A 21,331-nucleotide genomic window follows, 5' to 3' on the forward strand; every position below is an offset into this window, starting at 1 on the left:
CGCAGGCTCGCCCCCACCCGCGCGAATATGGTTAAATCCTCACTGATTTTCCCGCCTGATAGAGGGCGTTTTGACGGATTGGAGAGGGAATGGGGAGCACCCACACCATCGGCGGCCCTGAAGGTCGTCTATTTCTTCCCTGGTGGAGCTGGCCGCTGGCGGCCCTCGCCGGTGTACTGGTAGCTGCTGGCTCCCTGAGTTATGCCCCCTCAGGCCGCTTGAACGTGCTCTGGCTCTGGTTGCTGTGGGCCGGGCTACCCTTATTGGGAGCCCTGGCTTCCCTGGCGGTCAGCACCGCGGGACGAAGCCGTCCCTGGCTGTTTCACTGGCGGGGGTGGCGACTTCACTGGTATCCCTCTCGCGCTCAACGCTGGCAAATGCTCTATTACCTGCAACTGCTCTGGTTGGTCGCTGGTGTTGGCCTGTTGTTGGGCTTTTCGATTCTGCTGCTGTTTTCAGACCTGGCGTTTGGCTGGAGCTCGACACTGCTGAACAGCGAAACACCTCCTGTCGTGTTGTTCGAATGGCTCTCGATGCCCTGGCGGGACTTGTGGCCTGCCGCCGTGCCCGAGGCCACGTTGCTGGAGGCCACCCGGTATGTGCGCATCGCTCCGTCGAGCGGCGGCGTCGAGCGCGCGGGAGACTGGTGGCCTTTTCTGATGGCCAGTCTGGTCTTCTACAACTTGATTCCACGGGCTTTATTGGCGGCGTTCAGTCTGCTGTGGTGGCGGCGTTGGGAGCGGCGACGGGGGCAGACGCGCGTGAGAGCACCGGAGCTATCGTCCGCCTCTGCCCCAAGCCCCTCATTGCGCCGGGGGCGCTCTGATGACTGGAAGAGCGTGCTTGCACTCAACTGGGAACTGAGAGACACCAAGGCCCCCGTGTTGGGCGTCTCCCCCTGGGATGAGGATGAACAGATGCTGACGCGCCTGCTGGGCTCACACCCCGAGCGCCTGCTCTGGCGGGTGCCCGCCAACCGTTCGCCGGTGGAAGAATTGGCGGACCTGGTTCAGCGGGCCAGAATGTCGGGCGTGAGGGAGCAGGGTCTCTGGGTGCTGGCGGACAGTCGAACCCGACCGGAGCGGCACTTGGCCAGTTGGCGCCACTTCGCCCAAGCTCACGAACTGACATGGGTGAGTGACAATGAATGAACGCGCTCATCCCCGGTTGTGTGTCGTCGGCCACCCCAACCGGGGTAAATCGTCTATTGTTTCCACATTGACTGAAAATGATAGTGTCAGTATCAGCCCGGAGTCGGGTACGACCCGAAGCGCGGACGCGTTTGAGTTCGAGCTGGACGGCCGGGTCCTGCTGACGCTGATCGACACCCCCGGCTTCCAGCGGGCTCGGCAGGTACTGTCCTGGCTGCAGCGCGAATCTGTGAGCCCCGGGGATCGACCGAATCGAGTAAAGGCTTTTCTCGCGGAGCCGGGCCATCCGGAGCGCTTCCCCGACGAAGTACAGTTGCTCCGCCCGATTATGGAAGGTGCCGGCATTCTTTATGTGGTGGATGGTGCCCAATCGCCGTCGCCGCTGGATGAAGCCGAAATGGAAATCCTCCGCTGGACCGGTCAGCCGCGCCTGGCGGTGATCAACCCGATGGATACCCAGGCGCACCAGCAAGCCTGGGAGCGCACTCTGGGGCAGTTCTTTCAGTGGGTGAGGGTCTTCAATCCGCTGACGGCCACCATGCCGGCGCGGCAGGCCCTGTTGCGGGCGGTTGGCGAGCTGACCCCGTCCTGGTCCGAGCCGGTTCAGAAGCTCATGCAGGGGCTGGCGGTGCGCGACCAGCGACGCCTGACCGATGTGAGCGAGGCATTGGCGGCCTATTGGGCCGAGCAGTTGTTGAAGAGTGTCCCGGTGCAGATTCCGGGCGCGATTGGTCGCCAGCGCGCGGAAGCGGTTTTGCGTCAGTCGCTGGATGAACATGAAACCCGGTTTTTCGAGCGTTTGAGATCAGCCTGGGGCCACCATCACCGCTCTCTGGAGCGTCAGAGCCCGTGGGAGCTGGACAGCGACCATCTGATGAATACCGAAACCTGGTATCTCTGGGGCCTGAAACAGCGGGACTTGCTCTGGGTCAGTGGCAGTGCGGGCGCCGCCACGGGGCTGGCGCTGGATGCGGGTCTTGGGGGGACTTCCCTGTTGGCCGGTGCGATTTCGGGCGGGGTCTTGGGTTCGGTGGGCGGTTGGTTGGCGAGCCGGGAGCTACCCGGGCGCCGGTTTGGTTGGTTGCCGTTGGCCCGCCAGCGGCAGGTGATGGGGCCGGTGCGGCATCCGAATTTTCCGTTGGTGGTGATGGCTCGGGCGCTGACGTTCACCCGGCAGTTGTGGTTGCGGCCCCATGCGGAGCGCAGTGCGGTGGTGTTGCGGGCGGAGGCGGAGCAGTGGTCCCGTGAGGATCAGGTGCGGCTGTTGGGCTGGGCGAAACGCCTCCAGCAGGGCCGCTGGCAACCCAAACATCAGGATGCTTTGGTAAGCTGGGTGCAGGCGCAGTTGCAGCTCTCCCTGGAAGAAGCCTTCGCCCAAGAAGAATCCACAAGTTGGGTGTTGTAAGAAAAGCTGGAGAGTGGTGCGACTTTGGTGTGTTGCATCGAGTCCGGCGTCGGTGGGGTAAAGCCTCCCGGGACACGCCGTAAACCCATCCCTGGGGGCTCGAATCGCGGGTCCCCCGCTCCACGGTCCCGGGAGGCTTTACCCCACCGACGCCTCAGTGCCAATAAATGCTGTTTGGTGGATTCACCCAATTTTCGTAACGTGGTTTACGTATAGGGTTGGTAAGGCGATAGCCGCCACCTACCATAATCGAGCGTAAGACCACGACTCACTCTCAACGAAATACGGCAGGTGCGGCTCCGGCCTTACCAGCCCTACGCCACTGAATGATACCCATAAGGGGCATAAGGTTAATTCGTGCCTCGGAGGTCAGAAGAGGGGAACACCATACCAGGACCGTGGAGCGGGGGACCCGCGATTCGAGCCTACAGGGACGTATTTACGGCGTGTCCTGGTATGGTGTTCCTCTCTTCTGACCGGACTCGGACGCCCCAAGTTGGGCTCTAGAACACAGAGGTGGACACAAAAACATGAGCCAATACGATTACGACTTACTGGTTATAGGGGCTGGCTCCGGCGGCGTCCGGGCGAGCCGGTTTGCGGCCCAGTACGGTGCGAAGGTAGGTATCATCGAAGAGCGTTACCTGGGGGGCACCTGCGTCAATGTGGGCTGTGTGCCCAAAAAACTCTTTGTCTTCGCCTCCCACTACCGCGAAACCTTTCACAGTGCACCCGGTTACGGTTGGCAGGCTGGCAGTATCAAATTTGACTGGAACCAACTGCGTCAGAATAAAGACAAGGAAATCGAACGGCTTAACGGCATCTACGAACGGCTCCTGGACACCGCCGGAGTCGATATCATCGACGGTTCCGGCCAGTTGAAAGGGCCCCATGAAGTCGCGGTGGGGGATAAAACCTACACTGCCAAACACCTACTGCTGGCCGTCGGGGGCTGGCCCTGGGTGCCAGACATTCCCGGTGCGGAACACGCCATTACCTCCAACGAAGCGTTCTATCTGGACGAGTTGCCTGAGCGGATTGTGATCGTCGGCGGAGGTTATATCGCCGTCGAGTTTGCTGGCATTTTCAATGGCCTGGGGGTGGAGACGCACCTGTGCTATCGCGGCGACCTGTTTCTGCGCGGTTTCGATAGTGACCTGCGAAAACATCTGGCCCAGGAAATGCCCAAGAAAGGGATTCACCTTCACTTCAATTCCGATATTGACCGCATTGAAAAAGCAGAGAAGGGGCGACTCACCGTCCACACCGATCAGGGGGCAACATTCGAAGCGGGGCAGGTGATGTACGCCACTGGTCGTCACCCGAAAACCGAAGGGTTGGGGCTTGAGAATACGGGGGTGGCGTTGACCGACGACGGCCACATTCGCGTAAATGCGCTTTTTCAGACCGATGAGCCGTCCATTCATGCTCTGGGGGATGTGACCGGGCCGGCGGAGTTGACCCCCGTGGCGTTGGCCCAGGGAATGATTCTGGCGCGGCACCTATTCGGTAACGAGAAAAGTGCACCATTGGACTACCGCATTGTTCCCACGGCGGTATTTAGTCAGCCCACGATGGCCACCTGCGGTTTGACCGAAGAAGAGGCCCGGGCGGAATACGCGAACATCGATATCTATCGCGGTGCTTTTCGCCCGATGCAGTACACGCTTCCGGATATCAACGAGCGGGCGCTGGTCAAACTTGTGGTGGATCGGGATACCGATCGCGTCTTGGGGTGTCACATGGTCGGGCCCGAAGCAGGGGAGATCATGCAAGGGCTCGGCGTCGCGATGACGGCGGGGGCGACCAAAACGGATTTTGATCGTACCATCGGCATACATCCGACGTTGGCGGAAGAGTTTGTGACTTTGAGGCAGCCCGTCGAGAGCTAGCGAGCGACTTTCCTTTTCGCTCGACATGCTGAGCAACGGTCTCTTGGGGTTTCGGCTCTGGCCGAGGGGCTTATCGCCCCCCGTCAAAGCGTACAATCAGGCTGAGTTGGCGCTCCGACAACCGTTCCATTTCCTTGTTGAGCGCTTCTGCCTGCGCGACTTCTTTTTGGGTACGATCGGCGATGTCGCTGATGTGCTGAGTGTTCTGCTCAATATCCGTTGCGGTCGCGGACTGTTCTTCCGACGCGGCGGCGATTTGGTGAGACATCTGATCAATGGTCTGCACGGCTTTTGCAATGGCCTGCAGGGCGGTTTTGACGTTGTCCATTTCGCCCACGCTGCGCTCCACCCACTCCTGGCAGCGATCCATATCCTCGCCGGCCTGGCCCGTCGCTTCGCCCAGCTTGGTAATGATCGCCTGAATATGGCCGGTGGAATCCTGGGTGCGCTGGGCCAGCGTGCGAACCTCATCCGCCACGACCGCAAAGCCTCGCCCCTGGTCTCCGGCACGGGCCGCCTCAATGGCGGCATTCAGAGCGAGCAGGTTGGTTTGCTCGGCGATGCCGCGGATCACATCAATGACTTTGGCGATTTCCCCGCTGTCGGCTCGCAAACGGTCCAACACCTGCCCCAGGGCGTCCACCTGACGGGAGAGTTCTCCCACGGCGGTCCCTGCGGAGGCCATGACCTGTTCACCCTGCTGGACCTCCGTTATCGCGCTTCGGGTGGCCTCGGACGTGTCGGAGGCACCGCTGGCCACTTCCTGGACCGCCAGCGCCATCTGTTGCATGGCGCTGGCCACGCGGGTGGTTTCCCGCTGTTGCTCGTCCATGCCCCGATGGGTTTGAGCGGCCTGAAGTTGCGCCTGTGCAGCTTGTTCATGAAGCTCGCGTGCGGATTCTCCAAAGCGTCCCAGCGCCGTGCGCAGGCGGGCGCGCAACGCCAGTTGGGCGAACTCGATTTCGCCCAGGGTGTCACTGCGTCCGGTATAGATATAGGCCGCGACCGGATCGTGCAAAATGGCCCTGGCTCTCTCGAGACTCGGCTTCAAGTGCTGTTGAATCAACAGTTGAGTGACAACCCCGATAACCACGCTGCCAACGGCGGCGGACGCGGCGGCGCCTGCCGTCAGCGTGTCGTTAAACCAGGCACCTATAACGAGAACCGTGAGTGCGACCAGAGCCACTTCGATAGCGGTGCGCGAGGCTTGCCAGAGGCGGGTCGTTTTCGGGCAGGCGCTCTTGCCCGAACGCATGCGCTGGTAGCTTGCCTCTGCCCGAGCCACTCGGACGGGGTCCGGCTGAACGCGGACTGACTCGTAGCCCTGCACCGCGCCTTTGTCCCGTAGTGGGGTGACGTAGGCGTCCACCCAATAATGATCGCCATTTTTGCAACGGTTTTTGACAATCCCCATCCAGGGGCGGCCCGCTTTGAGTGCGCTCCACATCAGACCGAACACCGCTTCGGGCATTTCCGGGTGCCGGATAATGTTGTGAGGCTGGTTGATCAATTCTTCGCGAGTAAAGCCGGAGGTATCGCGGAAGGTATCGTTGCAGAACTTGATGGTACCTTTGGTATCCGTGGAGGAAACAAGCTCCTCTCCCGCTTTCACGGGAATATTCTTCCCGGTCGTGGGTCCATTATTACGCATAGTCAGGTGTCCTTAGCGTTGCCGTTACTCTCAAAGCCGTTCAATCAGTGTAGACCAGTGCCACCGGACCTCGGGAACAACGACCGGCGCAGGTGGGGGAGGTTGTCGGCGACGCCCCCGGAAAGTTGAGCGTATTTTCTGAAAGATTACGCCGCCGCTGCGGCGCGCTCGCGCTGTTCGAGGACAAAGTGCGCCAACGCCTGACGCGTCTCCGGTGCAAGGTCCTCAAAGGCCAGGCTGACGCGGGTCTGCCGCCAGGGACGGAGGCTCAGCTGGAATGCGCAGACACGAGCCCGGCAGCGTACTCGCAGGCCGGGGGCGACGGTAAATTCACACAGAGGCAAGAGGTCGCGGTGATGAAGAAACGGACGCCAGTCGCCGGTCAGACTGAGGCGCACGCCGCCGGCGGAAATGTTGAGCACCTCGCCACTGAGGGGCGAAAGCCCGGGCACGGCGACCCGAGCGCTGATGGGGTGCCAGCCAAACACATTCAGCCGCGGCCAGCGTCGCCGCGGACCGCTGTAAAACTGTTGGGGTAGGGGAAGCGCCACGCCGCCGGAGCGGTGGGGTGTGCTCCAGCCGACGAGTGGGGCGGTAAATTCGAACAGTTGGCCGTTGTGGTGGTGGCTGACGGTGAGGTCGTCACCGGGCTCCAGGTTGAGCGCGCGCGGGAAGAGTTCGTCGAGCCAGAGCAGTTCCCGTTCGGTGTCGAGGGCGAGTATGAGGCTTTGGTAGTCGCGTTGGTTGTGCCGGATGGTGAGCAGTTGTTTGCGTTGTTCCAGCGGGCGCAGGTGGCGGACGCACGGGAGTTCTGCACGCGGAGTTTCGTTTTCAGGCGGGGCGCTCGTTGCGGGTTCTTCGGTGGACAGCTTTTTCATCAGGGCGCGCAACAGGGCCATAGGGTCTCTCTCGTCAGTCGGCTGGCGGTATTGTTGTTTCTCTCCCAGCTCTGCAAGGGGTGTGCCATGGACAAGGTGATGGCGAAAAAGTGGTTGTTGGAGAGGCCGGCCCTGAGGGGGATCGACCGGTTGTAGACCCGCCGTGAACCCATCCATGGGGGCTTCTCATCGGCATCCATGCCTCAGAGAGTCTACAACCGGTCGATCCCCCTCAGGGCCTCAGTGCCAAGTTCCACCGCTGGTTGCCGTTACCACTGAGGTTCGGTGAGGCGTATGGTCTTCGGAGACTCTCTGAGGCATGGATGCCGATGAGAAGCCTACAGGGATGTATTTACGGCGGGTCTCCGAAGACCATACGCCTCACCGAACCGGGCTGGACGAGTACTTACTGTTTGGGCCTAAAACACAAAAGGTGGCGGCAAGGCTCTGCCGCCGAAGCGGCAATTCCCAGCCTCGGCTAAAATCCGTACAATGACGGCACATCGAATATTGGCCACCCACAAGATAGACCGAGAGCGTTATGAGTCAGCCCGTCGTGCGCAAAGAGCGCCTGGAATACAACAAACTGCAAAAACGACTGCGCCGGCAAGTGGGCAGCGCCATTGCCGACTACAACATGATCGAAGAGGGCGACAAAATCATGGTCTGCCTCTCCGGGGGTAAAGACTCCTACGGCATGCTCGACATCCTCATGAGCCTCCAGAAAACCGCCCCCATACGGTTCGAATTGATCGCCGTCAACATGGACCAGAAACAACCCGGTTTCCCCGAGCACATCCTGCCCGAGTACCTGAGCAACGTCGGCGTGCCGTACCATATTATCGAGCGCGACACCTACAGCATCGTCAAAGACGTCATTCCCGAGGGCAAGACCACCTGCGGCCTGTGTTCACGGTTGCGGCGCGGCACCCTCTACAGCTACGCCAACGACATTGGCGCCACCAAAATCGCCCTGGGTCACCACCGGGACGATATTATTGAAACCCTCTTTCTCAACATGTTCTATGGTGGCAAGCTCAAAGCCATGCCGCCCAAGCTCCTGGCCGACGACAAGCGCAACGTATTGATCCGCCCCCTGGCGTATTGCAAGGAACAGGACCTGGCCGAATATGCCGAGTACAAAGCCTTTCCCATCATCCCCTGCAACCTGTGCGGCTCCCAGGAAAACCTGCAGCGCCAGGTTATCAAGCAGATGCTGACTGACTGGGAGAAGCAGCACCCGGGGCGGACAGAAACCATCTTCTCTGCCATCCGTAACGTGGCGCCGTCTCAACTGGCGGATACCAATCTGTTTGATTTTGCCGGCCTGCGCATTGATCCGGAGGCCGCGCCGCAGGAGGAGTCCGAGGAAGATGCGGGGGTGCAACAGTTCATCCCCGCCCTGCAGGTGTCCTGACCAACCTCTATACTGAGAGCAGAGCCCGACGTTCTCCTACAGGAGGGGTAGTTATGAGGATTGGCGTTCCCCGGGAAATCAAAGCGGACGAGTATCGTGTGGGGCTGACGCCCACGGCGGTCCGAGAGCTGACCGAGGCCGGTCACGAGGTGTTGGTGGAAGCCAGCGCTGGAGAGGCAATCGGTTTCGATGACGAACAATACCGCCAGGCCGGCGCAACTTTGCTGAAGGGCGCCGATGAGCTGTTTGAGCGGGCGACCTTGTTGGTTAAAGTCAAAGAGCCGCAACCCGAAGAATATTCGCGCCTACGGCCCTCCCATCTCCTGTTTACCTTTTTACATCTGGCGCCGGACCCGCGCCAAGCCGAGGCACTGCTGGCCTCCGGAGCCAGTTGCATTGCCTATGAAACCGTAACCGATGGTCACGGCGGCCTGCCGCTGCTTGCCCCCATGTCCGAGGTGGCGGGGCGGTTGGCAACCCAGGCGGGGGCCCATCATCTGGAGCTGCACCAAGGGGGGCGGGGCATTCTGCTCGGCGGGGTCCCCGGCGTACCGCCAGCGGGCGTCACAGTGGTCGGTGGGGGCGTGGTGGGCGTCCAGGCCGCGCGCATGGCCGTGGGGCTCGGAGCGCGGGTGACCATTCTGGATAAATCCCCCCGCCGCTTGCGCGAGCTCGATGCCATGTTCCGGGGGCGCGTAGTCTGTGAATATGCCACGGCGGATGGCCTCGAGCGGCTGCTGCCCGACACTGACCTGCTTGTTGGCGCGGTGCTGGTCACGGGGGATGCCGCCCCGAAACTACTGTCACGGACGCAACTGGCAAACCTGCCCAAGGGCGCGGTGCTGGTGGACGTCGCCATTGACCAGGGCGGGTGTTTTGAAACCTCAAGACCCACCACGCACGGCAAGCCGACGTTTGTCGAGGAAGGGGTCATCCATTACTGTGTCGCCAACATTCCTTCGGCGGCCGCCCGAACCGCGACATTGGCCCTCAGTCATGCGACGCTGCCCTACGTGCAGGCATTGGCGGGCGAGGGGCTGGATGCGCTGGATCGCGATCCGGGTCTTGCCGCCGGGCTCAATGTGCACCAGGGCCGCCTGACCCACGAGGCAGTGGCCCGAGCCCTCGGGAAAACCTAGCCGATCGGGAGGCTGAATCGACCACTGATTTGTGTTGAAATGGACGACAAGAGCCGTCTGTGGGAGAATCCTTTATAATCGCTTGGGTGGCGTCGTTCGCAGTGTCCGCTACTCCGGTTCGTCGCTCCGACTTCATGAGGCATGGGAATATAACCATAAAATGACGCAGGCACCTTCCTTTTTTCAGGGCGTCTCGTTCCGCCTGGCCAAGATCGGCATTATCCTGGCATTTCTGCTGGGTTTGCTGATGAGCTCGTTCCAATTGTATCTGGACTTGCGCAATCAGCGCCACGAGCTGAACCAGTTGTTTCAACGGGTGCTGGAAGTGGCGACCCCGCCTGCCGTGAGAGCGGTCCATACGCTGGATGACGATCTTTCCGCCGAAGTGGTGAACGGCCTGCTTGCCTACGATTTCGTAACCGGTGTCCGGATCACCGATGAACTGGGCAATACGCTGGCTCAGGGCGAGGCTGAGCCACGGCCCTCCAACACCCGCTGGATCACTCGCCTGTTCCATGAAGAAAGTCTCACACTGGAAACCGACCTGGCGATACCCGGTTATGGTGAGACCGCCGCCGGGAAATTGTCGTTCACCGTGGATATGGATCAGGCGCTGGCGGGTTTTTACGAACGCTCTTTGCTCAACCTGGCCACTGGGCTTGCGCGTAATGCCATGCTGGTGGTTCTGCTGTTCTTTGCATTTTACTTTATTGTGACCAAGCCGTTGGTACGCCTCTCGCGCGAAATCAAGAGCATTAACCCGGAAGAGCCGGGCGTCAGGCGCCTGACGCCGCTGCGCAAGCGCAGAGACGAACTGGCTCAACTGGTCGATAGCGGCAACCAATTGTTGGATGCGGTGGACCTTTCATTGGCCAAGCGGCGAGCGGTAGAGCTGGCACTGCGCAAAAGTGAGGAGCACTTGCGCCAGATTATCGATAGCCTGCCGGTGCTGGTGGGCGCTCGCAACGCGCAGGGCCGCTACCTGTTCGCCAATAGAACCCTGGCTGAATTACTGGGTTCGACCCCCGATCAAATGCGCGAGCGGGATGCTCGCGAACTGCTGACGAACGTGCTTGAGGATGTGGACGAGGTTCTCCAGAACGACCAACGCGTCATTCGTCAGGGCATCGATATCGAAATCAACGAAGAGGCGTTTGTGACCCCTGAGGGCCGAACGCTCTACCTGCAAAGCCACATCCTGCCCATCCGTTACTATGATGAAGTGATTGCTCTGGTGGTGTCGGTGGACATTACCGAGCGCAAAAAAGCTCAGGCCGAGATGGAATTCATGGCCCATCACGATGCCTTGACCCATCTGCCGAATCGGGTGCAGCTGGTTGAGCGACTCGATCTGGAGCTACGACGCGCCTCGCGCCATGGTTATTGTGGTGCCGTGTTGTTCATTGATCTGGATCAGTTCAAGAACATCAATGACTCTCTCGGGCATCCGGTGGGCGACAAGGTTTTGAAAGAAGTGGCCAACCGGTTGGTCAGCTCCGTGCGTGAGGAGGACCTGGTGGCCCGCCTCAGTGGTGACGAGTTTGTCGTGGTGCTTACGGTGCTGGATGAGCATATGCCTACGGCAGCATTGAGGGCGGGGGAAATCAGCGAGAAGATCCGGCGCATCATCTCCCGCCCGTTCAAAACGGAAAACCTGGAGCTGCGTATCAGCTGCAGCGTGGGCGTGGCGTTGTATCCCGACAAGGACAGCACCGTGCACGAACTTCTTCGGTACGCGGATACCGCCATGTACCAGGTGAAGGAAAAGGGTCGGGATGCCATAGAGTTCTTTAACGAAGAAATGGCGGACAAAGTCAGCCGTCAACTGGTCATGGAGGGCGACCTGCATCGGGCGCTGGAACAAAGGCAGTTTACGCTTCACTATCAACCTAAAGTGGACCTGGGTACGGGACAGATTGTGGGTGCCGAGGCGTTATTGCGCTGGCGTCATCCGGAGAAAGGTGTCATTTCACCGGCGGAATTCATTCCCATTCTGGAAACCTCGGGCCTGATTCTGGATGTAGGCCAATGGGTACTGGAAACCGCCTGTGAAACCCTGGTGCACTGGCAATCCAAAGGTTGGTGGAAACGCGGCATGAAGCTGAGCATCAATATCAGCCCCCGCCAGTTTCGCCGCACCGCGTTTGCGGATGACGTCTTGAATACACTGGAGCGATACCCCATTCCGGAGAACTCGCTGGAAATGGAGGTGACCGAGGGTATTGTGATTCAGCATGTCGACGAAGCCATTGTGACCATGGAACGCTTGGCAGAGCGCGGTATCAGTTTCTCTCTGGATGACTTCGGTACCGGTTATTCTTCCATCAGCTATCTCAAGCAGTTGCCGGTCACGGTGCTGAAAATCGACAAAAGCTTTATCCGGGATATTATTGAAGACCGGAACGATCGGGTTCTGGTGGAAACCATCATCACCATGGGTCGTTTGCTGGATCTGGATGTCATTGCCGAGGGGGTGGAAGAAGAGGCGCAGTTCGACTTGTTGCAAAAGTACGGTTGCCACTACTTTCAGGGGTTTTACTTCAGTCCGGGTGTCGAGTTGGAAGCATTTGATGCGCTCCTGGTGGAGAAAGTGGAGCAAGAACAGTACTGACCGCTTGAGTCAGAACAGACGCCCCAACAAGAAGGGAATCGCCGTCTCAGTCTTCAATATACGCTCCCCCAGATGCACCGTTTGAAACCCCCGGGTCGACAACTGTTCGATTTCGAAATCGTTGAATCCTCCCTCCGGCCCAACGGCCATAATGACCGCTTGTTGCACCTGTGACGGGCAGGGGGCCGCGTGGTAGGGGTGGGCCACCAACGCCAGGCGCTCGGTCATCAAAACGGGCAGTTCGTCTTCCACAAAGGGTTTGAAACGGGGATGAAAGTGCACCCGAGGCTCCACCGTATCGCGCCCCTGTTCCAGCCCCAGATGCAGCTGCCGTTCAACCTCTTCGGGCGCCAACGCCGGTGATTGCCAGTAGCTCTTTTCGACACGACGCGAGTGGATGAGGTGTAGCGTCTTGACGCCTGCGCTCGCCACGGTTTGCAGGATACGTTTGATCTGCTGGGGCCGGGGAAGGGCAAGGATCAATGTCAGGGGCATGGGTGATGGGGGTGTCTGGTTCAGCGTCAACGCCAGCCGTAACTCGTGGTTGTCCAGGTGCTCGATGAGCCCCTGTCCAAGATTGCCATTGATTTCACCCACCGTCAGGGTGTCACCGATGCCGGCTTTCAGTACGCGGGTAATGTGCTCGATGCGACGTTTGTCGGTGACCCGGGCCAGCCCGGGGGCGATCAATTCCTGATCCTTGAGCAGGAGTAGATTCATGGCCCGTGTGTCCGTAGAAAGTCTAAAAAGGAAATGGCGTCCCCGCCAGGACTCGAACCTGGAGCTTCCGCTTAGGAGGCGGAGGATTTATCCTGTTAATCGACGGGGACGGCAGGGTCGACAAGGGTCGCCACTATACAAAAAGCGCTCAGGGGGCACAAGCGAGAGTCGGCTGATCAGGCTTTTCCTAACGTCTGGGAACCGGGATTGGAGCCAGAACGCCCCTGTGCATTATACAGTGAGGGACCCTCGTTGTTTTGCCCCCGCATCAGGTTGAGCATTTGTCCGAGCGTCTGCTGCGCCCGGTGAATGATTTTCCCGTTTATCTCGTTCAGTTCCCGGCAGTACGCAAACCGGTCAGCGAGGTGCTGCCACTGATCCAACTGGGCGGCGGTCTCGGGTCGTTGTTGTAACCATTGCTGCCAGCCTTCGTGGTCGTGACTGAGTCCGGCGCTATCCAGCCACGCCTGACGTTGCAGTGCGTGCTCTCCCAAAGCGGCCATCAGCTGGTTTTTCGCTTCGATAATGGGGGGCAGGGCGGCAGCGTCGCGTTTTTCCAGAGCGGACCGTTCTTGCTCGAGGCTCTGCTGTAGCTGCTCAATACTCTGGGTGTCTTGGGCCAGCATCTGGCTGACTTGCTCGGGGGAGGGTGTCATGGGAACCTCGGTTCGGGTAATCATCGAATAGGGAATCGTGTGTCCGACGGCGTTGGGGGAACCGCCGGCACACTAAAGAGCGCTATCAGCCGAGCAGGTCGTCCTGATTCAGCATATTCTGGGCAATGCGCTCAGCATCGATCTCGAAGCGGCCTTCGGCGATCGCGTTCTTCAGACTGGTGACGCGTTCGCTGTCCACGTCCGGCAGCTTGGCCAGATTCTCTTCCAGGCGGTTCATGCTCTGGGCCTCCGCGCTGAGGTTGACACTGTCACGGCGGGTGGTACTGCTCTGGCTGTCCGCTTTGGACGGTGCTCCGGTGTCTTTGGGCGTGACACCGGCGGGACGGCTGCTGCCACTGTTACTGCTTCCGGGCTTGATGCCGTTGTTTGAGTCGATAACCATAATCTTGTTCCCCAACAAAATAATCGATGATGCCGACCGGGTTTCGGTCTGCGGGCAGGCGATTTTTCGCCCTGTACCTCGCGTATCGGCCGGCATTTTTATAACTTTAATGCTATTTTGGCATAAATGTGATGCGTTTCGCGTTATAGAACCACTTCCACGGTGCCAGGGCCAATCACCCGCCCCCGAACGACCCGCTCGGACCGGTCATTGCGCACCCGCACCTGGTCTCCGACACGCCCATCGCTGAGAGCAGTCCCCTTGGTATCGACGGTTATGGTACCGGTTTTGGCCTTCAGTCTCACCTGGTCCCCGCGCCGCACAACCGTGGGCGCCTCCAACTGGCTCAGGCGCACAGGGTCTCCGGCTTGCAGGGGGCGCCGCAACGCCATACCGACAGCGGTTTCCGCTTGAGTGACAAAACCTTGACGCAGTTGCCCGGTATCGCGCACTGCCAGCGTGATATCTCCGGCGCTCAGCCTGTGGCCTCGCCCCAGACTGCGGCTGGCCACGGCGATCTGGCGGTAGACTGCCACCTCTGCCGGAACGTATAAAGCCCAGGGCGTCGGTCCGGGACAGCGGGTATGCACGGTGAGATTGCCCCCACGCCGCTCGGCGTCCTGGTGGCTGAGCTCAAGCGCAGAAGGACAGGCGGCCAGTCTCAGTCTGGGGTCCAGTCGCCCGACGGTGACTTTTGCCCGCTCAATCTCGGAGGTCTGGTAATATTGTTGAAGATAATCAGTCACTTGGGCCTGCAGCTCGGCCAGGTCCTGAGGGGCCTGCGCCAGAGCGGGGGAGACGAGCGCCCCCAGCAGTGCCAGGGCCAATAGCGGGTGACGCCCCCTTTGAGGGAGCGCTTTGGGTACTGTATTGAATTTGCGCAAAAAGCGACAGAGCCGCATTTTTTGTCCTATTCTTTCAGCAGATGACGATCGCGAAGGCGGCGCCCCTTAAGAGTGTCGGATTTCAGCCGCTATAGGCTGTATGTTATTGGTTAAAGCAAAGAATGTGCCGGTCCGGATTCTCTTTCGTTGGGTGCCTCAGGGTGGCAAGCCTTGGGGGCCCTGCGGTGAAAGCGCCGTCGGTTCCGTCGAACAAAGCGAAAGCAAAGGTTAAGCAAGAGGCGTTTTATGGCCGGTGTTCTGGATAATGTGAATCAACGTACCCAACTGGTGGGGGAGAACCGACTGGAGCTGTTGCTGTTCCGGCTGGGGGGGAAGCAGCTATACGGTATCAACGTGTTCAAGGTCAAAGAGGTTCTTCCCTGTCCACCTCTGAATGCCATTCCCGGCCGGAACCGCGTGGTCCGGGGTGTGGCGCATATTCGCGGCGGCACGCTGTCGATCATGGATATGAACCAGGCCATGGGCAGCACTCAGTTGGAAGACATCAAAAAGTGCTTTGTTATCATTACCGAGTACAACCGCACGCTGCAGGGCTTTCTGGTGCGCGGAGTGGAGCGGATTGTGAACATGAACTGGAGCGACATTCACCCGCCACCGCGAGGGGCTGGCAGGGCGCACTACCTGACGGCGGTTACCGAAGTCGAGGGCGAGCTGGTGGAGATTGTCGATGTGGAGAAAATCCTGGCCGAAGCCGCGCCCATCAATGAGCAGATCAGTGAGGGGGTGCTGGAAGACGGGATCGGCGAACGGGTGGTCCAGAAGCACGTCTTGATCGTGGACGATTCGGTGGTTGCCCGCAAGCAGGTGCAGCGCGTGATGCAGTCCATCGGCGTGCAGACGACCTTGCGCAAAGACGGCCGGGAAGCACTGGATTATCTGCTCGATATGATTGCCCAGGGCAAAGACCCGAACGAGGAGTTGGTGATGATCATCTCCGATATCGAGATGCCGGAGATGGACGGCTACACCTTTACCGCGGAGGTGCGGAACAAGCCGGAATTGAAAGACCTGCACATTTTGCTGCACACTTCACTCAGCGGCGTGTTCAATCAGGCGATGGTCAAAAAAGTCGGGGCAGACAACTTTTTGGCGAAATTCAGTCCCGATGAGCTGGCGCGTCAGGTTAACGACCGGATCAAGGCGATTACCGGTGTAGACCTGATTCAGGACGGTAGCGCCTGAACAGCGTCCCAATTACAGGGGTGGCCGCGGTCACTGGAGGATTTGGTTTGAGCGGTATCAATGCATGACTAACGCAGCGGGAAAGCGCGACAACTTTGATCAGGCGGAGTTTGACCACTTTCGTCAATTTCTTCAGGAAGCCTGCGGTATTGCCTTGGGTGATAACAAGCAATACCTGGTTTCCAATCGCATTCGCCGGCTTCTGGAGGAGTATAAGCTCTCCTCGTTCAGTGATCTGGTGCGTGCACTCAAGCAGAACACCAATCGCCGCCTCAAAGAACAAGTCATTGATGTGATGACGACCAACGAAACCTTCTGGTTTCGAGACACTTATCCCTTTGAATACCTGCGCAATCAGCTCCTGCCCCAATGGATGCAGGCTGAGCACAGGGCGGCCGGCCCGATTCGCATCTGGTCGGCCGCCTGTTCCTCGGGCCAGGAGCCTTATTCGATCAGCATGATGGTCGAGGAGTTTCGCCGGCAGAGAATGGGGGCCTTGGCGCGTCCCGTGCAGGTCGTTGCTACCGATCTGTCGTCGATTGTGCTGGACCAGGCCCGGCGCGGTGAATACGATCGGCTATCGGTGGTTCGGGGGCTGTCCTCCGAGCGTCAGGAGCGGTACTTTGATAGTCCTGCAGAGAATGTGTGGCGGGTCAAGCCGATCATCCGGGACCGGATCGAGTTTAAAGCCTGGAACCTGCTTGACTCCTATGCCGGACTGGGTAAGTTTGACGTGGTGTTTTGCCGCAATGTATTGATTTACTTCAACGCCGAGTTGAAGCAACGAATTCTGGAAAAAATACACGGCGCCCTCAAGCCGGGGGGACTGCTGTTTCTCGGCTCATCCGAAGGCCTGGGTGGCGCCGCCGGGCGCTTTGAAATGGTCCGGTGTGAGCCGGGAATTCTCTACCGCGCCCGCTGACCTTCGGTTCAGTGGCAATGACCCCGACCCCTTGTCGTACGATCAGGAGGCTGGACTTTGTATAAATTGGTATTCTACGTTCCGCAAACCCATGTTGAATCGGTAAAGGCATCGGTATTCGCCACCGGCGCCGGTCGCATAGGCGACTACGACAGTTGTTGCTGGCAAGTGCTCGGCCAAGGGCAGTTTCGCCCCCTTGACGGCAGCCAGCCCTTTATCGGGCAGACAGGGCAGGTGGAGCGGGTATCGGAGTTTCGGGTAGAGCTGGTGTGCGAGGACGACCTGATCCGCCCGGCACTGGCGGCGTTGCGTGAGGCCCACCCCTACGAAGAGCCCGCGTATGATGTCTGGCAGCTGGCCGATCTTTAGGAGGCCGCTGCCACACTGATCGTTACTGGAAACCGGGGTTGAATCATGGCAGTGATACAGCTTGTGCTTTGAGGCGTATAGAACCAACATTGTCTGAACGAATTTTTTATTCAAGGAGAATCACGATATGAAACGCCCATTGTTGTTAACGTCGTTTGCCCCTTTCTTGTGTCGCCTGAGCGCGATTGGACTTCTATTAGGAAGTGCTTCCCTGAGCCAGGCCGAAGCCCAGAGCCGGGAGATCGACTATACGGTGGATGGCCAGACCTTCACCGGCTATTTCGCCTATGACGACCGGATAGAGGGCGACCGGCCCGGCGTGTTGGTGGTCCACGAATGGTGGGGCCATGGCGACTACGTGCGCAAGCGGGCCGATATGCTGGCCGAGCTTGGTTACGCCGCCTTTGCCCTGGATATGTACGGCTCCGGAAAATATGCCGAACACCCGAGTAAGGCGAACGAGTTCATGCAATCGGTCATGAGCAACAAGGCCGAGGCCGAGCAGCGCTTTCTCAAAGCGTTATCGGTGCTGCGTGAGCAGCCGATGGTCGAAGATGATGACATTGCCGCCATCGGTTACTGCTTCGGTGGGGCCGTGGTTTTGCATATGGCCCGTGCCGGAATTGATCTGGATGGTGTTGTGAGCTATCACGGTATGCTGTCAACCGATGCCGAAGCGCAGCCCGGAGATATTGAGGCGGACCTGCTGGTATTTACCGGCGAGGCGGATCCGATGGTGCCGGCGCAGCAGGTGGAAGCTTTCAAACAGGAAATGACCGCTGCCAACGTGGATTTCAAAGTACACAGTTATCCGGGCGCCAAGCACGCCTTCACCAACCCGGCCGCGACTGAGGCCGGCAAGCAGTACGATTTGCCTCTGGCCTATGATGCCAAAGCCGATGCTGATTCCTGGCATAAAACCCAGCGGTTCTTCAATCGCATTTTCGATTGATTCCCGTCGCGCCTTTGCCGGTTCCACTTGAGGAGCGAATCTTTGGGGGAATCGGCAAAATCCCATGGTCATGGTTGCAAGTCCCTGTTCTGACACCGATAATCTCAGAATCCCCCGCTGGGTGGCTAAACCGTCAGTGAGGCTTTATAACCAAGACGGTTTCGGCTCGGTGCCGGGGCAACGATAACAGGTCAATTGGCGCCTAATACCGCAACTCATGGATGTCGCGGCGCTTGCGCTAACAGAATGGAGTACTGTAACCATGAAGCACGATTACGACCGTACTGTGGTGTCGGTCCTGGATGGGGCCCTCAAAGAATTTTCCCAGAGCAGGGCATTTACCTGTCTCGGCCACACGCTGACGTACCGGGATATCGACCGCCTTTCCAGCCAGTTTGCCGCCTACCTGCAACAACAAACCAGGCTGCAGCCGGGCGATCGTATAGCGATCCAGCTTCCCAATGTCCTGCAGTACCCCGTAGTGTTACTCGGCGCCCTGCGTGCCGGGTTGGTGGTGGTCAACACCAATCCCCTTTATACGGCGCGCGAAGTCAAACATCAGCTTCAGGACTCCGGGGCCAAGGCACTGGTGGTGTTGGCCAATATCGCCGACCGCTCGGCGTCGATTATTGAGGAGACCGATGTCGAGCAGGTCATCGTGACCGAGTTGGCGGATCTGCATCCTCCGGTCAAACGCGTGCTGTTGAACGCCGTCATCAAATACATCAAAAAAATGGTCCCCAAAGCCTCTTTCCCCAACGCCATTGGCCTGCGTGAGGCCCTCGGCTCGGCCAAGGGCCAGTATCAGCCGGTGGACCGGAGCGCGCAGGATGTGGCGGTACTGCAGTACACCGGAGGTACGACGGGAGTGGCCAAGGGTGCAATGCTGACCAACCGCAACCTGGTTGCCAATATGTATCAGGTCAACGAGCACATGGAAGGGCAGTTTCGGGTCAACCAGGAATTTTACGTCGCGCCCCTGCCGCTCTATCACATCTATGCCTTCACCCTACACATTACATCGGCCATGTCGCTTGGGAATCACAACCTTCTGATCCCAAACCCCCGGGACATCAAAGGCTTTGTGAAATCACTGAAAGGCCAACCCTTTACCTGTTTCGTCGGTTTGAATACGCTGTTCAACGCTCTGTGTCGCAACCCGGATTTCCGTGCATTGGATTTCAGTCATCTGCGTCTGACCGCATCCGGTGGCATGGCCCTGACCGCCGCGGCCGCCAAACGCTGGAAAGAAGTGACCGGAGTGCCGATTTACGAAGGTTACGGGCTGACCGAAACCTCCCCGGTGGTGTCCATCAATCCGCCCGGGGGCATTCGGGAGGGCACCGTCGGTGTTCCCTTGCCCGAAACTGAATGCCGCGTTATTGATGATGAGGGAAATGTTTTGCCTCAGGGTGAGTCGGGCGAGCTTTGTGTTCACGGGCCGCAAGTGATGAAGGGTTACTGGAATCGGCCTGAGGAAACCGAAGCGTCGCTCAGTGAGGATGGTTGGTTTAAAACCGGTGATATGGCCATCATTGAGCAGGACGGTTACATACGAATTGTGGATCGCAAGAAAGACATGATTAATGTCTCGGGTTTCAAAGTGTTTCCCAATGAGGTGGAAGATGTATTGTGCACCCACCCGGACATCGTCGAAGCAGCGGTGGTGGGAGTGCCCGACGAGGAAAGTGGCGAGCTGGTAAAAGCTTACATCGTTACCTCGGGGGCCCTGACCGAGGAAGCGGTCAGGGCTTTCGCCAAGGAAAATCTGACGGCGTACAAGGTGCCGCATGCGGTCGAGTTCCGCGACGAGCTGCCCAAGTCCAACGTGGGGAAAGTGTTGCGGCGCGAGTTGAGGGATGAGGAGCCGGCCTCGGGTTCTGCCTGACGCTGACGAGAGACTTTATGAAAAGAGCCCTGATTCTCTCTGGTGGTGGCGCTCGCGCCGCCTACCAGGTGGGTGTACTGCAGGCGCTGGCGAACATTCTGCCGGCGGAGACGCGCAACCCTTTCCCCATTATTTGCGGTACCTCTGCGGGTGCCATCAATGCCCTGGCACTGGCCTGTCATCCCGGAAATTTCCGGGACTCGGTCGCCTCCCTGGCGGGTATCTGGCAGAACCTGACGCCTGGACAAATCTACAAGCACGGTTGGAGTGATCTCGGGCGCGGGCTCGGGTTGCTTGGATTCTCCCTGTTTAATGAGGGGGTGGGCCGGACCCGCCCCCTGTCAATGCTGGATAACGGCCCCCTTTGGCACCTGCTGGGCACCGCCATTCGCTTTGAAAACCTCGACGCGGCGATTGCCAGCGGCAAGCTGTCGGCCGTGGCGGTGAACGCCATGGGCTATAGCTCGGGGCAATCCGTCAGCTTCTTCCAGGGTGAGGAGTCATTGAATGGGTGGAACCGCTATCGCCGCGTGGGCGTGCCCACCCGTTTGAAGCTTGAGCATCTGTTGGCTTCCTCGGCGATTCCGACTATTTTTCCCGCAGTAAGAATCAATCGCGAGTATTTTGGGGATGGGGCCTTGCGGCAGTTGGCGCCAATCAGCCCCGCCCTGCATCTGGGAGCGGAATCGCTTTTCATCGTGGGTGTCAGCGGTAATCGCGAAGCCAAAAAGGCGATCAAGCGCCGGTCGGTTCGCCACTCACCCTCCATGGCTCAAATTGTTGGCCAGCTGTTTAATAGTGCTTTTATTGATGCCCTGGAAGGCGATCTGGAGCACCTGGAGCGAATTAACGAACTGGTGGAGATGATCCCGCCGGGCACACTGGCCGAATCCGGCATGCCGTTGCGGGCGGTGGATAACCGAATCATTTCACCGTCACGCGAACTCGACGACATCGCGGGTCGCAAAGTGCGCTACCTGCCCAAGAGTCTTCGGTTTTTCTTGCGGGCCATCGGGGCCACCACCAAAGGTGGAGGGGCGACCGCCGCCAGTTATCTTCTATTTCATCAGTCTTTTATTAGCGAACTGATGGAGCTGGGTTATCAGGACACCATGTGGGAGGCGGAGCGGCTGCGTTCTTTTTTTGAGGTCGAACAACCGGAAAAAGGGAAAAGTAAATGAAGCGAGGAT

The 21,331-nt window shown here is 59.2% G+C and carries 18 protein-coding genes and 1 tRNA gene; 12 read left to right on the forward strand and 7 right to left on the reverse strand.

Going from position 1 to position 21,331, the window contains the following annotated elements; genetic code table 11:
* The first annotated feature begins 89 nt into the window (after window positions 1–89).
* The 3 genes from G547_RS0116760 to gorA all read left to right on the forward strand — a co-directional run bounded on the left by G547_RS0116760 (window position 90) and on the right by gorA (window position 4,448).
* Entirely contained in the window at window positions 90–1,151 is a 1,062-nt protein-coding gene (locus G547_RS0116760; protein ID WP_027330828.1) for a DUF2868 domain-containing protein, read from the forward strand.
* The gene (locus G547_RS21975) at window positions 1,144–2,556 is read left to right on the forward strand and encodes a DUF3482 domain-containing protein (protein WP_051235662.1); all 1,413 of its coding nucleotides are present in this window, start codon (window positions 1,144–1,146) and stop codon (window positions 2,554–2,556) included. The genes G547_RS0116760 and G547_RS21975 overlap by 8 nt, the downstream gene beginning before the upstream one ends.
* A gap of 530 nt (window positions 2,557–3,086) precedes the next feature.
* Window positions 3,087–4,448 (forward strand): glutathione-disulfide reductase, encoded by a 1,362-nt coding sequence (gene gorA / locus G547_RS0116775; RefSeq protein ID WP_027330829.1) that lies wholly within the window; start codon window positions 3,087–3,089, stop codon window positions 4,446–4,448.
* Between the two features lie 70 nt (window positions 4,449–4,518).
* Here gorA and G547_RS0116780 read toward each other — a convergent pair whose 3' ends face one another.
* Both G547_RS0116780 and G547_RS21980 read right to left on the reverse strand, forming a co-directional pair.
* A complete protein-coding gene (locus tag G547_RS0116780; protein WP_027330830.1) occupies window positions 4,519–6,099 on the reverse strand; it encodes a methyl-accepting chemotaxis protein in 1,581 nt (526 codons plus the stop codon).
* Between the two features lie 146 nt (window positions 6,100–6,245).
* The gene (locus G547_RS21980) at window positions 6,246–6,998 is read right to left on the reverse strand and encodes a flagellar brake protein (protein WP_051235665.1); all 753 of its coding nucleotides are present in this window, start codon (window positions 6,996–6,998) and stop codon (window positions 6,246–6,248) included.
* Between the two features lie 520 nt (window positions 6,999–7,518).
* Between G547_RS21980 and ttcA the strand changes: the two genes are divergently transcribed.
* The 3 genes from ttcA to G547_RS0116800 all read left to right on the forward strand — a co-directional run bounded on the left by ttcA (window position 7,519) and on the right by G547_RS0116800 (window position 12,144).
* Window positions 7,519–8,394 carry a tRNA 2-thiocytidine(32) synthetase TtcA gene (gene ttcA, locus G547_RS0116790; RefSeq protein ID WP_027330831.1) on the forward strand — a complete coding sequence of 292 codons (876 nt, stop codon included), beginning with the start codon at window positions 7,519–7,521 and terminating at the stop codon, window positions 8,392–8,394.
* A 53-nt stretch (window positions 8,395–8,447) separates the two neighbouring features.
* A complete protein-coding gene (ald, locus tag G547_RS0116795; protein ID WP_027330832.1) occupies window positions 8,448–9,533 on the forward strand; it encodes an alanine dehydrogenase in 1,086 nt (361 codons plus the stop codon).
* Between the two features lie 160 nt (window positions 9,534–9,693).
* The gene (locus G547_RS0116800) at window positions 9,694–12,144 is read left to right on the forward strand and encodes a putative bifunctional diguanylate cyclase/phosphodiesterase (RefSeq protein ID WP_027330833.1); all 2,451 of its coding nucleotides are present in this window, start codon (window positions 9,694–9,696) and stop codon (window positions 12,142–12,144) included.
* Window positions 12,145–12,153: 9 nt separating this feature from the next.
* Here the strand turns inward: G547_RS0116800 and G547_RS0116805 are convergent, their stop codons facing one another.
* From G547_RS0116805 to flgA, 5 genes are all read right to left on the reverse strand, one after another.
* A complete protein-coding gene (locus G547_RS0116805; protein WP_027330834.1) occupies window positions 12,154–12,864 on the reverse strand; it encodes a 16S rRNA (uracil(1498)-N(3))-methyltransferase in 711 nt (236 codons plus the stop codon).
* A 34-nt stretch (window positions 12,865–12,898) separates the two neighbouring features.
* Window positions 12,899–12,974 (reverse strand) — tRNA-Arg (locus G547_RS0116810).
* A 66-nt stretch (window positions 12,975–13,040) separates the two neighbouring features.
* Window positions 13,041–13,520, reverse strand: a complete 480-nt coding sequence (locus tag G547_RS21985; RefSeq protein ID WP_169449468.1) for a flagella synthesis protein FlgN — start codon at window positions 13,518–13,520, stop codon at window positions 13,041–13,043.
* An 85-nt stretch (window positions 13,521–13,605) separates the two neighbouring features.
* Window positions 13,606–13,923: a flagellar biosynthesis anti-sigma factor FlgM gene (gene flgM / locus G547_RS0116820; protein WP_027330835.1), complete on the reverse strand. Its 318-nt coding sequence runs from the start codon at window positions 13,921–13,923 to the stop codon at window positions 13,606–13,608.
* 143 nt (window positions 13,924–14,066) lie between these two features.
* Window positions 14,067–14,825: a flagellar basal body P-ring formation chaperone FlgA gene (flgA, locus tag G547_RS0116825; protein WP_051235670.1), complete on the reverse strand. Its 759-nt coding sequence runs from the start codon at window positions 14,823–14,825 to the stop codon at window positions 14,067–14,069.
* A 228-nt stretch (window positions 14,826–15,053) separates the two neighbouring features.
* On the opposite strand from flgA, the gene G547_RS0116830 reads away from it, so the two are divergent.
* From G547_RS0116830 to G547_RS0116855, 6 genes are all read left to right on the forward strand, one after another.
* Window positions 15,054–16,010 carry a chemotaxis protein CheV gene (locus G547_RS0116830; RefSeq protein ID WP_027330837.1) on the forward strand — a complete coding sequence of 319 codons (957 nt, stop codon included), beginning with the start codon at window positions 15,054–15,056 and terminating at the stop codon, window positions 16,008–16,010.
* A gap of 64 nt (window positions 16,011–16,074) precedes the next feature.
* Window positions 16,075–16,932 (forward strand): CheR family methyltransferase, encoded by an 858-nt coding sequence (locus G547_RS0116835; protein WP_027330838.1) that lies wholly within the window; start codon window positions 16,075–16,077, stop codon window positions 16,930–16,932.
* 57 nt (window positions 16,933–16,989) lie between these two features.
* Window positions 16,990–17,301 carry a YqfO family protein gene (locus G547_RS0116840; RefSeq protein ID WP_027330839.1) on the forward strand — a complete coding sequence of 104 codons (312 nt, stop codon included), beginning with the start codon at window positions 16,990–16,992 and terminating at the stop codon, window positions 17,299–17,301.
* A gap of 127 nt (window positions 17,302–17,428) precedes the next feature.
* Window positions 17,429–18,253, forward strand: coding sequence for a dienelactone hydrolase family protein (locus G547_RS0116845; RefSeq protein ID WP_051235672.1), 825 nt, complete (start codon window positions 17,429–17,431; stop codon window positions 18,251–18,253).
* A gap of 262 nt (window positions 18,254–18,515) precedes the next feature.
* On the forward strand, window positions 18,516–20,141 hold the full coding sequence (locus G547_RS0116850) for an AMP-binding protein (RefSeq protein WP_036189231.1): 1,626 nt from the start codon (window positions 18,516–18,518) through the stop codon (window positions 20,139–20,141).
* A 17-nt stretch (window positions 20,142–20,158) separates the two neighbouring features.
* Window positions 20,159–21,322, forward strand: coding sequence for a patatin-like phospholipase family protein (locus G547_RS0116855; protein WP_027330842.1), 1,164 nt, complete (start codon window positions 20,159–20,161; stop codon window positions 21,320–21,322).
* Window positions 21,323–21,331 lie beyond the last annotated feature (9 nt).

The sequence above is a fragment of the Marinimicrobium agarilyticum DSM 16975 genome, from assembly GCF_000423345.1.
Taxonomy (GTDB): domain Bacteria; phylum Pseudomonadota; class Gammaproteobacteria; order Pseudomonadales; family Cellvibrionaceae; genus Marinimicrobium; species Marinimicrobium agarilyticum.

What these genes read in the sequence shown, in the direction of transcription:
- G547_RS0116760 (WP_027330828.1), top strand. Translation starts at nt 90, where the DNA reads ATGGGGAGCACCCACACCATCGGCGGCCCTGAAGGTCGTCTATTTCTT.
- G547_RS21975 (WP_051235662.1), top strand. Translation starts at nt 1,144, where the DNA reads ATGAATGAACGCGCTCATCCCCGGTTGTGTGTCGTCGGCCACCCCAAC.
- gorA (WP_027330829.1), top strand. Translation starts at nt 3,087, where the DNA reads ATGAGCCAATACGATTACGACTTACTGGTTATAGGGGCTGGCTCCGGC.
- G547_RS0116780 (WP_027330830.1), bottom strand. Translation starts at nt 6,099, where the DNA reads ATGCGTAATAATGGACCCACGACCGGGAAGAATATTCCCGTGAAAGCG.
- G547_RS21980 (WP_051235665.1), bottom strand. Translation starts at nt 6,998, where the DNA reads ATGGCCCTGTTGCGCGCCCTGATGAAAAAGCTGTCCACCGAAGAACCC.
- ttcA (WP_027330831.1), top strand. Translation starts at nt 7,519, where the DNA reads ATGAGTCAGCCCGTCGTGCGCAAAGAGCGCCTGGAATACAACAAACTG.
- ald (WP_027330832.1), top strand. Translation starts at nt 8,448, where the DNA reads ATGAGGATTGGCGTTCCCCGGGAAATCAAAGCGGACGAGTATCGTGTG.
- G547_RS0116800 (WP_027330833.1), top strand. Translation starts at nt 9,694, where the DNA reads ATGACGCAGGCACCTTCCTTTTTTCAGGGCGTCTCGTTCCGCCTGGCC.
- G547_RS0116805 (WP_027330834.1), bottom strand. Translation starts at nt 12,864, where the DNA reads ATGAATCTACTCCTGCTCAAGGATCAGGAATTGATCGCCCCCGGGCTG.
- G547_RS21985 (WP_169449468.1), bottom strand. Translation starts at nt 13,520, where the DNA reads ATGACACCCTCCCCCGAGCAAGTCAGCCAGATGCTGGCCCAAGACACC.
- flgM (WP_027330835.1), bottom strand. Translation starts at nt 13,923, where the DNA reads ATGGTTATCGACTCAAACAACGGCATCAAGCCCGGAAGCAGTAACAGT.
- flgA (WP_051235670.1), bottom strand. Translation starts at nt 14,825, where the DNA reads ATGCGGCTCTGTCGCTTTTTGCGCAAATTCAATACAGTACCCAAAGCG.
- G547_RS0116830 (WP_027330837.1), top strand. Translation starts at nt 15,054, where the DNA reads ATGGCCGGTGTTCTGGATAATGTGAATCAACGTACCCAACTGGTGGGG.
- G547_RS0116835 (WP_027330838.1), top strand. Translation starts at nt 16,075, where the DNA reads ATGACTAACGCAGCGGGAAAGCGCGACAACTTTGATCAGGCGGAGTTT.
- G547_RS0116845 (WP_051235672.1), top strand. Translation starts at nt 17,429, where the DNA reads ATGAAACGCCCATTGTTGTTAACGTCGTTTGCCCCTTTCTTGTGTCGC.
- G547_RS0116850 (WP_036189231.1), top strand. Translation starts at nt 18,516, where the DNA reads ATGAAGCACGATTACGACCGTACTGTGGTGTCGGTCCTGGATGGGGCC.
- G547_RS0116855 (WP_027330842.1), top strand. Translation starts at nt 20,159, where the DNA reads ATGAAAAGAGCCCTGATTCTCTCTGGTGGTGGCGCTCGCGCCGCCTAC.